This is a genomic window from Roseovarius halophilus (ex Wu et al. 2025), assembly GCF_047086965.1.
Genome location: NZ_JBKOTX010000034.1, coordinates 1 through 14,735, shown reverse-complemented (window position 1 = coordinate 14,735; position 14,735 = coordinate 1). Strand labels below are relative to the sequence as shown.

Annotated in this window: 13 protein-coding genes; 2 read left to right on the top strand and 11 right to left on the bottom strand. The window is 65.4% G+C overall.

Annotation, left to right across the window (positions count from 1 at the left end; genetic code table 11):
* Window positions 1-82: 82 nt before the first annotated feature.
* Window positions 83-1,015, bottom strand: coding sequence for a threonine/serine dehydratase (locus tag ACH107_RS09300; RefSeq protein WP_412505596.1), 933 nt, complete (start codon window positions 1,013-1,015; stop codon window positions 83-85).
* 80 nt (window positions 1,016-1,095) lie between these two features.
* Here ACH107_RS09300 and ACH107_RS09295 point away from each other — a divergent pair, with 80 nt between their 5' ends.
* The gene (locus tag ACH107_RS09295; RefSeq protein WP_412505595.1) at window positions 1,096-1,917 is read left to right on the top strand and encodes a TIGR00730 family Rossman fold protein; all 822 of its coding nucleotides are present in this window, start codon (window positions 1,096-1,098) and stop codon (window positions 1,915-1,917) included.
* Here ACH107_RS09295 and ACH107_RS09290 read toward each other — a convergent pair.
* The 6 genes from ACH107_RS09290 to trpS all read right to left on the bottom strand — a co-directional run bounded on the left by ACH107_RS09290 (window position 1,914) and on the right by trpS (window position 10,035).
* Window positions 1,914-4,805, bottom strand: coding sequence for an error-prone DNA polymerase (locus ACH107_RS09290; protein WP_412505594.1), 2,892 nt, complete (start codon window positions 4,803-4,805; stop codon window positions 1,914-1,916). The two genes, ACH107_RS09295 and ACH107_RS09290, sit on opposite strands and share 4 nt — an antisense overlap.
* A 127-nt stretch (window positions 4,806-4,932) precedes the next feature.
* Window positions 4,933-5,346 (bottom strand): hypothetical protein, encoded by a 414-nt coding sequence (locus ACH107_RS09285; protein WP_412505593.1) that lies wholly within the window; start codon window positions 5,344-5,346, stop codon window positions 4,933-4,935.
* A gap of 74 nt (window positions 5,347-5,420) precedes the next feature.
* Window positions 5,421-5,903, bottom strand: coding sequence for an RNA pyrophosphohydrolase (locus ACH107_RS09280; RefSeq protein ID WP_412505592.1), 483 nt, complete (start codon window positions 5,901-5,903; stop codon window positions 5,421-5,423).
* 57 nt (window positions 5,904-5,960) lie between these two features.
* The gene (locus ACH107_RS09275; RefSeq protein WP_412505591.1) at window positions 5,961-7,064 is read right to left on the bottom strand and encodes an ABC transporter substrate-binding protein; all 1,104 of its coding nucleotides are present in this window, start codon (window positions 7,062-7,064) and stop codon (window positions 5,961-5,963) included.
* Window positions 7,051-8,760, bottom strand: coding sequence for a chloride channel protein (locus ACH107_RS09270; RefSeq protein WP_412505590.1), 1,710 nt, complete (start codon window positions 8,758-8,760; stop codon window positions 7,051-7,053). Before ACH107_RS09270 ends, ACH107_RS09275 begins: the two co-directional genes overlap by 14 nt.
* 192 nt (window positions 8,761-8,952) lie before the next feature.
* Window positions 8,953-10,035, bottom strand: a complete 1,083-nt coding sequence (trpS, locus tag ACH107_RS09265; RefSeq protein ID WP_412505589.1) for a tryptophan--tRNA ligase — start codon at window positions 10,033-10,035, stop codon at window positions 8,953-8,955.
* A 73-nt stretch (window positions 10,036-10,108) separates the two neighbouring features.
* Between trpS and ACH107_RS09260 the strand changes: the two genes are divergently transcribed.
* Window positions 10,109-10,795 (top strand): rhomboid family intramembrane serine protease, encoded by a 687-nt coding sequence (locus ACH107_RS09260; RefSeq protein WP_412505588.1) that lies wholly within the window; start codon window positions 10,109-10,111, stop codon window positions 10,793-10,795.
* A 16-nt stretch (window positions 10,796-10,811) separates the two neighbouring features.
* Here the strand turns inward: ACH107_RS09260 and murJ are convergent, their stop codons facing one another.
* From murJ to ACH107_RS09240, 4 genes are all read right to left on the bottom strand, one after another.
* Window positions 10,812-12,353 (bottom strand): murein biosynthesis integral membrane protein MurJ, encoded by a 1,542-nt coding sequence (gene murJ, locus ACH107_RS09255; protein WP_412505587.1) that lies wholly within the window; start codon window positions 12,351-12,353, stop codon window positions 10,812-10,814.
* Window positions 12,354-12,590: 237 nt separating this feature from the next.
* A complete protein-coding gene (locus ACH107_RS09250) occupies window positions 12,591-13,484 on the bottom strand; it encodes a substrate-binding domain-containing protein (protein ID WP_412505586.1) in 894 nt (297 codons plus the stop codon).
* A 66-nt stretch (window positions 13,485-13,550) separates the two neighbouring features.
* Complete coding sequence (locus ACH107_RS09245; protein ID WP_412505585.1) at window positions 13,551-14,375, bottom strand: substrate-binding domain-containing protein; 825 nt, start codon at window positions 14,373-14,375, stop codon at window positions 13,551-13,553.
* 26 nt (window positions 14,376-14,401) lie between these two features.
* Window positions 14,402-14,735: ATP-binding cassette domain-containing protein (locus tag ACH107_RS09240; RefSeq protein ID WP_412505584.1), on the bottom strand; the 334-nt coding region annotated here is incomplete at its 5' end.

Below are 14,735 nucleotides of genomic sequence, written 5' to 3'. Positions count from 1 at the left end.
GCTGCGCGCGTCGTGCAATGCGACCGCGTGGATACAATTCGCGGCATGGCGGGGCGGAACTTCGCGCTCGGGTGGCGGACGGTCAGCCATCCTCGGGCGTCAAGGGGTCCGGCGCGACATTACCGCCGCAGACGAGCACGGCCACCCGTTCGCCCGGCTCTGGCCGGTAGGCGCCGGACATGAGCGCGGCAAGCGCGGTCGCGCCCGCCGGTTCCACCAACTGGCGCAATTCCCGCCAAAGGGCTGCCTGTGCGTCGGTGATCGCGCTGTCCCGCACAAGGACGCTTTCGATGTCGTGTTCGCGGGCAAGCCCGAAACAGATGTCACCGATCTTTCTGGCCCCCAGGGCATTGGCGGCAACGCCGGAAACGCCCACATCCACCGGTGCCCCGGCGTCGAGCGCGGCATTCAGGGCGCAGGATGTTTCCGGCTCTACCGCCACCAGTTTGCGCCGACCCTGCAACCATCCCATTGCCCCCGCGATCAGCCCGCCGCCACCCACGGCGATCAGCACCGTGTCGGCGGCGAGGCCCTGATCTTCCCATTCCGCCATGCAGGTGCCCTGACCGGCCACCGTCGCGGGGGCGTCATAGGCATGGATTTGCATCGCCCCGGTGGCATCCTGCCACTCGGCCGCGCGGGCGGCGGCCTCGGCATAGGCGCCGGGCACGACCATCAGCCTGGCGCCAAGCCGGCGGATGAGCCCGATCTTTGCCGGGCCGGCGAGTTCGGGAACGTAAATGCGCGCGCCATGCCCGAGACTGGCAGCCGCATGGGCAACAGCAGCGCCGTGGTTGCCGCCCGAGGCCGCGACCAGCCCCGCATCGGGGACCGTTTCCGAAAGCAGGGTGTTGAAAGCCCCGCGGGCCTTGAAGCTGCCGGTATGCTGAAGCTGTTCGAGCTTGAGGTCGACCGGGTATTCCAGCCCGAATCCTGTCGCCGCCAGCACCGGCGTTCGGCGTAGATGCGGTTCTATCCGGTTTGCGGCATCCGAAATTGCCTGTTCCCAGTCCATGCCGTTCCGCCCTCCGTTACTGGTCAAGCCGGGTTGAAAGTTATACGCCTTGACGTGGAGACCCAACAAGGAATTCCGCGATGGAAGACGACCGCCACAGCCAGTTCCGCGATGCCCATTCCGATCGCAGCAGCGCCGCGCAGGTGCCGGATACGCCGCAAACCCGTGCGCCCGCGTATCGTTTGGCCTTTGCCGATCCGGATTTCCTGTGCCGGGACGAATTGCGCCCGGTGCGGCTTCAGCTTGAATTGCTGAAACCCGAGATGATCCTGAACGAGCGCGGCATCGAGAGCACGGTCGTCTTGTTCGGCGGGGCGCGGATACCCGAACCGGCGAAACGGGAAAGCGCGCGCACCGGGACCTTGGCGGAACTGTCGCATTTCTACGACGAGGCGCGCGAGTTCGCGCGGCTGGTCACGATGAAGTCGATGGCGAGTTACGGGCGCGAATACGTGGTGGCCACCGGTGGCGGGCCCGGCGTGATGGAAGCGGGCAACCGGGGCGCGGCGGATGCCGGCGGTGCCTCCATCGGGCTGAACATCGTTCTGCCCCATGAGCAGGCGCCGAATGAGTACGTGACACCGGGGCTGTGTTTCAACTTCCATTATTTCGGCATCCGCAAGATGCATTTCCTGATGCGGGCCAAGGCCGTCTGTTGCTTCCCCGGGGGGTTCGGTACGCTTGACGAAATGTTCGAGGCGCTGACCCTCATTCAGACCGACCGGATGAACAAGGTGCCTTTCCTGCTTTTCGGAGAGGAATTCTGGCGCCGCATCATCAACTGGGACGCCCTGGCCGAAGCCGGCACGATCAGCCCCGAGGATCTGGAACTTTTCCGGTTCGTCGAGACGGCGCAGCAGGCCTTGGAACTCATGGAATCGTGGGAGACGCAGGACGACTAGCGCGCCGTTTCAGTCTCGTGGTCACGCGGCGTCAGCGTGTCACGCAGCAAGGCCAGCGGATGGACCTTCAGCGACAGCCGGGTCGTGGCATAATCCGCGACGACGTCTTCGCCCGCGGTCATGGCGGGCAGGTGGGCGTCGGGCTCGTGTATCGCTTCGCCGTCGAGATCCCCGGCGAAAAGCGGAAGCGGTTCGGTGCCTGCAAGCGCCTTGGCCTGCCACAGGGCCTCGCGCCGCGAAAGCCCTAGCGCGGCGCAGGCGTCAGCCTCGGCAAGTCGCGTTATCGTGGCCGGTGAAAGCCCCGCGCGCCGCCAGAGGTCGGCCACTTCGGCGTACCCGTTGCCCCGCGCCGCGCAGAGCCATGTGGCATCTTCTTCGCACAGCCCGCGAACCTGCCGAAACCCCAGACGCAGGGCCAGCCCGCCTTCTCCGTCGGGTTCCATCACGTTGTCCCAGTAACTGGACTGTATGCAGACAGGGCGTACGGTCACGCCGTGATCCCGCGCATCACGCACGATCTGCGCCGGGGCGTAAAAGCCCATCGGCTGGGAATTGAGCAGCGCGCACGCGAAAATTCCCGGGTGGTGGCATTTCAGCCAGCCTGAGGCGTAGACGAGCAACGCGAAGCTCGCGGCATGGCTTTCGGGAAAACCGTACGCGCCGAACCCCTCGATCTGGGAAAAGCAACGTTCGGCGAAATCCTTGTCATAGCCGTTCCTTGCCATGCCCTTGAGGAAGCGTTCCCGGAACTCGGAAATGTTGCCGCGTTTGTTGAACGTGGCAAGGGCCCGGCGCAGACGGTCGGCTTCTGCCGGGGAAAAGCCTGCCCCGGTGATCGCGATCTGCATCGCCTGTTCCTGGAAAAGTGGCACGCCGAGGGTCTTGGCCAGCACCTTGCCCAGCTCGTCCGAGGGAAAACGCACGGATTCCTCGCCGTTCCGGCGGCGGATATAGGGGTGAACCATGTCCCCTTGGATCGGGCCGGGGCGGATGATCGCCACTTCGATCACGAGGTCGTAGAAGCAGCGTGGGCGCATGCGCGGCAGGAAATTCATTTGTGCGCGGGATTCCACCTGGAAGACGCCGATGCTGTCTGCGCGGCACAGCATGTTGTAGACGGCGTCATCCTCGGGCGGCAACGTGGCCAGCGTGTAGGCGGGCCCGTGGTGGTGCGCGATGAGGTCGAATGCCTTGCGGATACAGGTGAGCATGCCGAGGGACAGCACGTCCACCTTGAGAATTCCCAGGGCGTCGATGTCGTCCTTGTCCCAGCAGATAACCGTCCGACCTTCCATTGCCGCATTCTCGACGGGCACCAGCTCGTCCAGCCGTCCTTCGGCCATCACGAAGCCGCCCACATGTTGCGACAGGTGGCGTGGAAATCCGTCGATCTCGCGAACCATCTGCATGGTCTGGCGCAGTTGCCGGTCATCCGGGTCCAGCCCGATTTCGAGCAGGCGCTGCCGTTCGAGCGTGCCAGCGGCGAAAAATCCCCAGAGTTGCGAGGACAGCGCCGATATGGCGTCTTCGCTCAGGCCCATGGCGCGGCCGACTTCGCGGATCGCGCGTTTGCCCCGGTAATGGATCACCGTGGCGCAAAGCCCGGCCCGATGGCGGCCATAGCGTTCATAGATGTGCTGGATCACTTCCTCGCGGCGCTCATGCTCGAAATCCACGTCGATATCCGGTGGCTCGTCGCGGGCTTCGGAAACGAAACGCTCGAACACCATTGTGCCGGTCTCGGGGCTTACAGAGGTCACGCCAAGACAGTAGCAGACCACCGAATTGGCCGCCGAGCCGCGCCCTTGGCAGAGGATGCCGCGGGACCGGGCAAAGGTGACGACATCATGCACGGTCAGGAAGTAGGGCGCATAGTTCAAGCGCGTGATAAGCGAAAGCTCGTGGGAAAGAAGATTGCGCACTTTCTCCGGGGCGCCCTGCGGGTAGCGCCAGGCCAGTCCTTCCTCGGCCATACGTTGCAGCCTGCAATCCGGGGGCTCGCCGTGCGAAACCTCGGCGGGGTATTCATGGCGAAGCTCGTCCAGTGAAAACGTCAATGATCGGGCCAGTTCGCGCGCGCGATGAACGGCGCCTTCGTGATCCTTGAAAATACGACGCATATCGCCTTCGCTTCGCAGTCGCCGTTCACCATTGGCCAAAGCCCCTCGCCCCAGATTCGCGACCCGGCACCCGTGGCGAATGGCGCAAAGCACATCGGCCAGCTTTCGGCGGGACGCTCGATGCATGAGCGGTTCTGCCGACGCGATCTTGGGCAGGCCGAGGGTCGCGGCCAGCTCGTGCAGCCTGTCGAAATGCACCGGGTCCTGCCCGTCGTAACGGGGCGCCATGAGCAGGTGAACGTTCGTGTCAAGCCGACGAAGCAGTTCTTGCGCTCTTGGCAGCCAATCATCCATGCGCCGTTTCGGCGGGTGCAGCAAAATGGCAAGGTCGAGGGTGCTGGCCGGCAGGTCGTCCATCGTCAGGTGACATTCCCCCTTGGGCGCACGCTGGCGGCCGATGCTGAGAACCCGGCACAGTTGCCCCCAGCCATCGCGGTTGTACGGCAGGACGGTGAGCGTGATGCCTTCTTCAAGACAGAGACAGGCGGCGGGAATGAGCCGGGGGATGTTTGCCCAGTCAGGCCTGGAAACGGTCGGGGATGGGGGGCCGACAAGGCCATCCCGTGCCTCGAGTGCCTGCCGCTCGGCGACCTGCCGCGCAATTTCACGCGCGGCCGTATGGGCACGCACGATTCCGGCAACGGAATTCTGATCGGCGATGGCGATGGCTGACACTCCGAGCGCGGCGGCCGTGTGCACGTATTCCTCCGGGTGGGATGCACCGGTGAGGAAGGTGAAGTTCGATGTGATCGACAGCTCGGCAAACATGGCGAGTCGTGATTATATTCATGTTTTGTTCTTTTTTCGAGTCAGGAAGACGACCCAAGTGTCACGGGTGGCCCGTTGCAGGCTCGAAAAGGCGGACCGCGATCAGCCTGACATGGTGAGCATGCGATCAGGGACGTTTTGCAGGTTCGCACCGGCCACCGCGAAAACAGCGAAGGACCGTTTCGAGCATTTCCGCATCGGGGCGCGGAAAATCGAACCCGCCACAAGGCCCCAGCGTCAGAAAGAAGTCGCCCGAGTCATTCTCGACAAAGGCAAGATAGTCGATGCCGGAAACGGCGCCGCCACACCACGGCCCGAAACACTGAACCTTCAGCGTTATCTGCCGATCGAAATCCGTTTCGAAGCCGGCCTTCGAAAGCGATTTCCCCTTGAGCACCGCCGGAACCAGCGTCTCGGCCGGTGCCCCCTGCCAGGAACGCAAGTTCCTTTCGGGAAGCAGGCTTTCGTCGAAACCGAGTTTCCCATGGACAACCAGATACGTTTCCGGTGCCGCGTCGGCCCGGTGGAAGCTGCGTGCCACATCGGGCCGCAGGCAACTCAGTGCAACGGCCGGGCCAGCCATGAAAATGAGAGCGATGCAGAACCAAAGGTGCCTCATAGCCGCTCCCGGAATTCGGCGAGAACCTGTTCGTAGACCGCGCGCTTGAAAGGGACGATATGGGCCACCAGCCGGTCGGGGGGCAACCAGCACCATTCCGAAAATTCGGGATGCTCGGTCCGGATGTCGATATCCGCGTCCGTGCCGTGAAATCGCAGCAGGAACCATTTCTGCGCTTGTCCCTTGAAACGGCCTTTCCAGATACGCGGCACGATATCGTGCGGCAGGTCGTAGGATACCCATTCCGCCGTTTCGGCTTCGACCGTGACCAGTTCGGCAGGTACGCCGATTTCTTCGCGCAGTTCGCGCAGCGCGGCATCGCGCGGGTTTTCACCGGGGTCAACGCCACCTTGTGGCATCTGCCACGCAGGCCCCGCGTTGTCGATCCGTTGCCCGACGAAAACATGCCCGTTTTCGTTGGCGAGCATCACGCCGACACAGGGACGATATGGAAGTCGGGCAATTTCTTCGGGTTTCATGGGCACCTCACGTCATGGGTGTTGATGCGGTCTCCGAAAGCCGAGGTCAAGCGCCTGTTACTTGCCGCGCGCGAGCCAATCCTCGAAGCGCCGCTGACGCATCTCGCGTGTATGGCTGTACCAAGGGCTGTCGCTGACCAGCTGCCTCGCGCCGTGTTGCGGCGCGTTCGGCAGGTGATCCCGCATCGGGATACCGGTGCCGGGGTTCAGGCCCACCCGTGCCATGGCGCTTTTCCGGGCCGGGCCGTAGGGGATGCGCTCGGCCAATCGTGCCATTGTTTCGGGCCGTGAGGCAAAACGCAGGAACCGGCGCGCGTCCTCCGGGCGGTCCGTGCCCGACGGGACGGACCAGACATCGGTTCCGATCAGGCGACCGTCCCATATCACGCTGATCGGTGCGTCATGTTCCTGCGCGGCCGCGAAGAAACGGCCGTTATAGCCGCTGGCCATCACGGCCCGGCCCTCGGAGAGCAGGGCCGGCGGCGCCCCGGCATCCTGCCACCAGATTATATGCCCGCGCAACTCTTCCAGCTGCCGGAATGCCAATCTGAGCCCGCGATCGGTGCTGAGCAGGTCGTAGACCTGTGCGGGTGGCACGCCCTCGGCCATGAGCGCCCATTCGAGGATACCATCCGGGGATTTCGCGATGGCGCGCTTGCCGGGAAAGCGCTCCACATCGAAAAAATCCTCGACTGAGCTTGGCTTTACACCCGGAAAGGCGCGGTCGTCATAGGCGATGACGGTGGCAAACACGTTCTGAGGTATCGCGCAGCGGCGAAGGCGGGTGGGATGGAAATCGGCATCAATGCCACGACGGTCTGCCTCGATGATCCGGGCGGCATTCAATTCCTGAAGCCGCCCGGTTTCACACCCCGATATGGCCACGGGCTCCAGCATGTCTATCACGTCCCAGCTCTCTGCCGCGGCCCGCGCATCAAGCGCCCCGAGGCTCCCGTTGTAGGTCACGACCTCGACCGGGATGCCCGTGGCGTCGGTGAATGGCGCGAATATGGCCTCCTGTTGCGCGTCGGCATAGGCGCCGCCCCAGGTGACGACGGTCAGCGGATCCTGCGCCATCGCCGCCGTGCCAGATGTCAGCAGCAGGAAAAGCTGCGCCCAAAGGCCCGGCACCTTGCGACCGTTTTTCTCAAAGAACCGCATTTTCCTCCCGCCTGAGCGCATTGGAGACATCGAGGTACGCTTCGATCACGGCCGCTTCAGAGACGACACCGATCAATCGGCCGCTCCGGCTGTGCACCACGGGGATGGCGTCCCCGACGAAGCCGGGCAGTGCCTGCATGGCCTGCATGACTGTCGTTTCCTCGTCGAATTGCAACGCCGGGCGGCGCAGCACATTGTTCCACTCGTCGCCTTCGGCCGATTCCTGCAGCGTTCCGAGGAAAGCACCCTCTGGCGAGGTGATATAGGCCTCGCTCCAGTCTGACCGGGCAAGTGCCCGCCGCAGGCGGCCTATATCGTCATCCGTACTGCCCGTGATCATGTCGGCCGTGCAGTAGTCACGCACCCGGATGGCCGCCAGCCGGGCCTGATCGCGCCCCGCCGACAGGTCGGCCCCGCGTCGCGCGAGTTGCACGTCGAACAGCGAGCGCCCGAAGAACCGGTGCGCGACAAGGTTCGAGAAGACGACGGCGACCATGGCGGCAATGGTGATGTCGTAGTTGCGCGTCAACTCGAAGACGATCAAGATCGTGGTGAGCGGCGCGCCGATCACCGGGCTTGTGAGGGCCATCATCCCGCAGATCGCGTAGACGGCCACGCCCGAGGTGGCTGCAAACCCGGATGCATCGAGCGCCGTCCAGAAGAGCGCGCCGAAAAGGATTCCGATCAGCAGCGCGGGGCTGAATACGCCGCCGACGAAGCCGAAACCGATGCAAAGCGCAGTCAGGAACAGCTTGGTTGCCACCAGAACGGCCAGCTCCCCGGCGCCGAAGGCGTGTTCGATGGTCGCGAAGCGCAGGGCTTCCGTGCCTATGCCAAGGACATCCGGCAGCCAGAGCGCCGTGGCCCCCACGGCCAAGCCCGCCGCGGCGGGTCGCAGAAGGGCGGGAATGCGCGACCGGGCGGCGTGGCCGGCCATCCACAGGATCAGCCGCATGAACAGGATCGCAAGCGCCGCCGACAACAGCCCGAGCAGGGCGAAAAAAGCGAATTCGTACCCGTTTTGCACCCCGTCGAACTGCAGGAGGAACAGCGGGGGACGCTGGAATATCACGTTCGCGAAGACATAGCCCGTTGCCGCTGCTACCGTCGTGGGGGCGAAGGACTGGGTCGAATAATGTCGCAGGACAACCTCGTGCGCGAAAACGAGGCCTGCAATCGGCGCGTTGAAGGCGGTCGAGATTGCCGCGGCCACCCCGCAGGCCACGGCGATCGCGGAAAGGTTCGGCACGGCAAGCCGAAGGCGGCGCACCAGCCCGCCCAGCATCGCGCCAAGATACACCATCGGGCCGTATTGCCCTACCGAGGCGCCGAACCCCAACGAGATCAGTGCCGCCGCCGTCGAGGCCATCCCGTCGCGAAAGCCTGGCATCGGGCGTTCGAACTGCACCGCGCGGATCACGTCCGGAGGTCCGAGGGGGCGCCCCTGCGCAGACAGGTATCTCATGACGAGCGCCACCAGAAGCCCGCCAAACGTGGGCACGCAGACAGTGGCCACAGGCACAAGCAGCCCCTGCTGTTCGTACTGGACCCTTGCGCGCGGCGCGATCAGCAATTCACCGTTCAGCCACGTCACGGCATCGGTGAGCGCGATGGCGGCGAGCGAGGCTAATGTGCCCACGCCGACTGCGCATAGCGTTAGCACCGTGGCACGGTAAGCGGGGTGCCCGGGTGCCATTTCACCCTCCGCGGGGCGATGTCGCCCCGTCATGCCCGGAACCGGGCGAGAGCCGGGGGCATCGGCATGCATTCATGCAAGGGTCGCGTTCGCATCGGTCACTTCGCTGGCCGTTATCACGACAGAGTGTCGCGCCAGGGCGTATCGGTCAACCGTGGCGGGCCCGGTTCGCGAACGCGGTGCGCAGGCGGCTTAGCCTAACCCGGCGCCGACCATGCCCATGATGTCGTACGTGCGCTGCAGGACGGGCCGGGCAATTGCCCGGGCCCGTTCCGCGCCGCGCGACAGGGTGCGGTCGATCTCGACCACGTCCTGCATCAGCCGTGACATCTCGGACGAGATCGGGGCAATCTTGTCCACCGCCAGATCGGCAAGCGCCGGCTTGAACTCGGAAAACGGTTTTCCGCCCATTTCTTCCATCACTTGCGCGACGGTCCGATCCGCGAGCGCAGCATATATATTGACGAGGTTGCGCGCCTCGGGCCGCTCTTCGAGAGCCTTCGGGCTTTCGGGCAGCGGCTCGGGGTCGGTCTTGGCCTTGCGGATCTTCTTGGCGATGGTGTCGGCGTCGTCCGTCAGGTTGATGCGGGACATATCCGACGGATCGGATTTCGACATCTTCTTCGACCCATCGCGCAGGCTCATCACCCGTGTTGCCGCGCCCTCGATGACCGGTTCGGTGACCGGAAAGAAGTCCACCCCGTAATCGTGATTGAACTTGCGGGCAATTTCCTGGGTCAGCTCCAGATGCTGTTTCTGGTCCTCGCCGACGGGGACGTGCGTGGCATGGTAGACAAGGATGTCAGCCGCCATGAGGGCCGGATACCCGAACAGCCCGAGGCTCGCCTCTTCGGCGTTCTTGCCCGCCTTGTCCTTGAACTGCGTCATTCGCTTCATCCAGCCCATGCGTGCCACGCAGTTGAAAACCCACGCCATCTGCGTGTGCTCGGCGACCTGTGACTGGTTGAAAAGGATGGATTTTTCCGGGTCCAGCCCGGAAGCGATGAAACCCGCCGCCAGTTCCCGGGTCGCGTGACGCAATTCCTCGGGGTTCTGCCAGACCGTGATGGCGTGCAGGTCCACCATGCAGTAGATCGACTGGACGCCGGCATTCTGGGTATCGGCAAAACGCTTGAGCGCGCCCAGATAGTTGCCCAGGTGAAGGTTTCCGGACGGCTGGATGCCGGAAAACACACGCGGCGTGAAGGCCGCAGCATGGTCGCCGGAGGACGCTGCCGCGCCGTCGGCACGAGCGGAGGAAGCCGCCTCGGTCATGGGATGACTCCGTCTGGATCTATCGGTCCGTCTCGCTTACCCATGGGCATGAGTGGCGTCAAGGAGAGCAGGCATGGCAAGCCCCGAAACAGAAAGCCCGGTAAATCCGCTGCCCCCGGTGGTCGCGGCGCTTTTCATCGTGATCATCGGGGTCGAGGCGGCGTTCACCCTTGGCGCGCGGGGTATCATCGGTGGCCCCGAAGCGGTGGGATGGCGCAATGCCGCGATCCAGAGCTACGCGGTCAACAGCGACATCATTGGCTGGATGTTCCAGAACGGGGTTTTCCCGGGTGAGCACATGGTACGGTTCGTCAGCTACGCCTTCGTGCACGGGACCTTTACCCATGCGCTTTTTGCCGGCGTGCTTCTGCTGGCGCTCGGCAAGTTCGTGGGCGAGGTGTTCAGCCAGGCGGCGGTTCTGGCGCTTTTCCTGCTTTCCGGCGTGGCCGGCGCGGTTGTCTTCGGTCTCGTGGGGCCTGCGCAGCCTTGGCTGATCGGCGCCTTTCCCGGCGTTTACGGGTTGATCGGCGGGTTCACCTACCTGATGTGGCTGAAACTCGGCCAGATGGGGGCGCAGCAATACCGGGCCTTCACCCTGATCGGGGTCCTGCTGCTGATCCAGTTGATTTTCGGCGTGCTTTTCGGCGGCAACAGCACATGGATCGCGGATATCAGCGGGTTTGCATTCGGGTTCTTGATGTCTTTCTTCCTGGCGCCCGGCGGGTGGGCAAGGTTGCGTGCGCGCATCCGGCATAAATGATCGGCGCGGCGTCAGATCAGCCCCGGCGCAGGTTGCGGCGGAACTCCTGCAACTTGAAAGCGCCGATCAGGTGGCCAATGCCGAAATAGGTCGCGGCGCCGGCCGACACGAGCCCCAGAAGCGCCATCCAGCGCCAGCCCGGAACGGCGAACAAGGGTCCGAACGCCGCCCAGAGGCTCCAGATCACGCCGCCCATGATGGCGGATGCCACCACGATGCGCCACAGGCGGCGGCGAAACCTGTCATCGAAGCTGGCGATGTCGCCGAAACGGCCAGCGCCCCGCATCAAGAGCAACGCCATGACCCAGCCGGCCGCGCTCGTCGCGATGGCGGCCGCGATCCAGCCGATGTAGAACGAAAGCCCAACGGCCAGTACCGCGTTCACGACCATTGCCCACAAGGCGTAGCGCAAGGGGCTCTTGGTGTCCTCGCGGGCAAAGAAGAGGGGCTGAAGGACTTTCTGCAGAACAAACGCCGGCAGGCCGAGGCCGTAGATGCCAACCGCCAACGCGGTCGCCGCGGTGTCATCCGTTGTGAAGGCGCCGCGTTCGAACAGGATCGAAACGAGCGGTAGCGGAATGACCAGCAGCGCGACCGCGCAAGGTATTGTCAATGCAAGAGAAATTTCGCCGGCCCGTGAATAGGCGTGCCGTGCGCCGGAATCGTCCCCCGCTTTCAGTCGTCGGGACAGGTCGGGCAGAAGAACGATGCCGACCGCGATCCCGACCACGCCGAGCGGAAGCTGGTAGAGCCGATCGGCAGCGTAGAGCCAGCTGACCGCCTTGTCGTAATTCGACGCCACCAGCTGGCCCACCAGCAGATTGACCTGGACCACGCCCCCGGCAAGCGCGGCTGGCAAAGCGACCCGTACGAGGCGGGCCATTTCGGGCGTCCAGCGCGGACGGACAGGGCGGATGCGCAAACCGGCGCGGTCCGCCGCGTGCCAGACAAGGACGAGCTGGGCGATGCCGGCCACCGGGATCGTCCAGACAAGCGCCTGTGCGACAGCGCCGCCGGTGACCCAGGCCAGGCTCATCGCGCCGATCAGCAGGATGTTCAGCAGCACGGGCGCGGCGGCGGCGGCGGCGAAACGCCCGGCGGCATTGAGCACGCCCGAAAACAGCGCGGCAAGCGATATGAACAGGATGTAGGGAAAGACGATGCGGCCGAAATCCACCGTGACGGCAAAGCGGGCGTCCCCGGCGAAACCTTCGGCCGTGGCCCAGACGAGCGCGGGCATGAAGACCATTGCCAGCCCGGTCAGCACCAGCAGGACAAGGCCCAGACCGGACAGGGCGAGGCTGGCGAAACCTTCGGGATCTTCCCCTGATTCCAATCGCTTGGAGAACATCGGAACGAAGGCGGAGTTGAACGCGCCCTCGGCGAAGAAGCGCCGGAACATGTTGGGCAGGCGGAAGGCGGCGACGAAGGCGTCCATCAGTACGCCGGGGCCGAGGAAGGAGGCGATGAAAACGTCCCGCACGAAGCCCAGCAAGCGGCTCATCAGGGTCCACCCGCCGACGGTCAGCACACCGGAGAGCAGGCGGATGGGTTTCATGGGCGGGCCTTTGACTGGGGCATTTCGCCAGAGCAGTAGCGGATCGGGCCGCCCGTGGGAAGGGCGGGGGCGCGAATCGGGGTTAACGCGCGGAGAGGCGGGCGAAAGCGTGCGTCGGTATCGCGGCCCTGTCGCGTCGGCATCGCGTCGGCGCGGCGACAGGGCACTGGCGGGGGTAACCACGGCGTGCGCCGTGGCAAGACACCGGCAAGGCCAAGGGCCCGTCGCCGGGACCGGTCACGCGTTCCAGCGCACCTCGCCGTGACCGCCGAGGTCATAGCCGCCCGTCATCTCGGCACGCTTGGCGAAGGCCGGGGCGCGGCAGAAACGCTCGAGGGCCTGAAGCGGCGGATCGAACCACGCGGCGCGATCCACCAGCAGGTCGAAGCGTTCGTTGACGAGCGGCAGGAAATCCAGCCCGAAATCGCGCGCCACGCATTCCAGCCCGAAGGCCGCGTCGGCGGTGCCGCGGGCCACGCTTTGGACCGCGTCCGTTTCGGTGCGGGCCACGTCGCCGAAAGTGATCTCGCCGGCGGACACCCCGTGCCGGGCCAGCAAGTGGTGAAAAAGCGTTTCGGTGCCCGATTCCGGTTGGCGCGGCGTGACGCGATGGCCGGCAAGATCCGCGATGCCCTTGATGGTGCCGTTGCCTGTGCGGACGACGATGCCCCGGCGCCGCGTCGCGAAGGATATGAGCGCGGCGTTCCGGTCGCCGCAGCTTTCCGCGACGACGGGCAGGTTCCAGTCGCCGCTGGCGGCGTCGTGCACGTGAAGGCCCGTCGCGACCCCTTCGCCCGCGCGAAACCGCGCGAGACCGTCATGGGAGCCGTCGAAGAACGTGGCCAGCCCGCAGCGGGATTCCCGGATCGCCCAGTCGAGCAGGGGGTCATGGCTGCCCAGCAGGATGGCAGGCGGGCGCGGGCCGATGTCGGGCGTCCCGCCGGTGCTGGCGCCGGCGATCCATGCGCGCACCTCGGCGGCGGGGAACAGCAGCTTGCCCGTGGCGCGCGAACAGGGGACGCTGCCCGTGGCGGCGAGGTCATAGACCTTGCGTTCCTTGATGCGCAGAAGCTCGGCCAGCTCGCGCACTGTCAGGAATTCGGGGTCTGCCCCGGTCCGCGCTCGTGTCATTCATCCCTGCCGGTCGCCGATGCAGGGCGGCCCGTCGCCGCCCCGCGTGATGCGGCAAGGGATAGCTTATTCGGGCGCGTTGGGGAAGAACAGTTGCTGCCCGTCCACCATGTAGGCGCCGATCGCGTCCTGCCCGGCATCGGAAAGAAGCCAGTCGGCGAAGGTCTGCGCGGCCTCGATATTGACCGAGGGGCAGGCATCGGGGTTCACCGGGATCACGCCGTACTGGTTGAACAGGTCCTCGTCGCCCTCGACATGGATCTCGTAATCCTGCTTGTTGGCGAAGCTGATCCACGTGGCGCGGTCGGTCATGACGTAGGCGCCCATACCGATGCCCGTGTTGAGCGTCGCGCCCATCCCCGAGCCGGTTTCGCGGTACCAGTCGCCGGAAGCCGCGGCCGGGTCGGCGTCGGTATCGGCCCAGAGCGACATCTCCTTCTTGTGGGTGCCCGAGTCATCGCCGCGCGAGGCGAAGCCCGCCTCGGCCGAGGCGATCCTGGAAAGCGCGTCCTGGGCGTCGGTCATGCCGGTGACACCGGCCGGGTCGTCGGCGGGCCCGACGATCACGAAGTCGTTGTACATCAGGTCGGTGCGCGACACGCCCATGCCGTCGGCCACGAACTTTTCCTCGGCCGGCTTGGCGTGGACCAGCAGCACGTCGCCGTCGCAGTTGCGCGCGTTCCTGATGGCCTGCCCGGTGCCCACCGCGACGACGTTGACGTCGATTCCGGTTTCTTCCTCGAACATGGGCAGAAGGTGGTCGTAGAGGCCTGAATTGGCCGTCGAGGTGGTGGATTGCACGATGATGGCGCCGCTGCCCTGCGCGAGCGCACCAAGGGGCGCGAGCATCAGGGCGAGGGCCGTACCGCCAAGCAGTCTTCTGTCGAGCATGGAATGTTCCTTCTTGCGGGAGTGGATCAGACGACGGGATCGCCGTCGAGGTAGCGCCGCGCCGGTTGGCTTGCCGGCGCGTCGAAGAAGCGGGTCGCGGCCGAATGCTCGGCCACCTTGCCGCCTGCGATGAACACGATGTCGTCGGCCATGCGGCGGGCCTGCCCGACATCATGCGTGACCCAGATCAGGCGCACCCCGCGCGCCAGCGCGTCGGCGGCGATGCGTTCGATCATCAGCACCGAGGCCGGGTCGAGGCTGGCCGTGGGTTCGTCGAGCAGCAGCACCTCCGGGTCGAGCGCCAGCGCGCGGGCCAGCGCGAGCCGCTGCTGTTCGCCGCCGGACAGCAGCCGCGCGGGC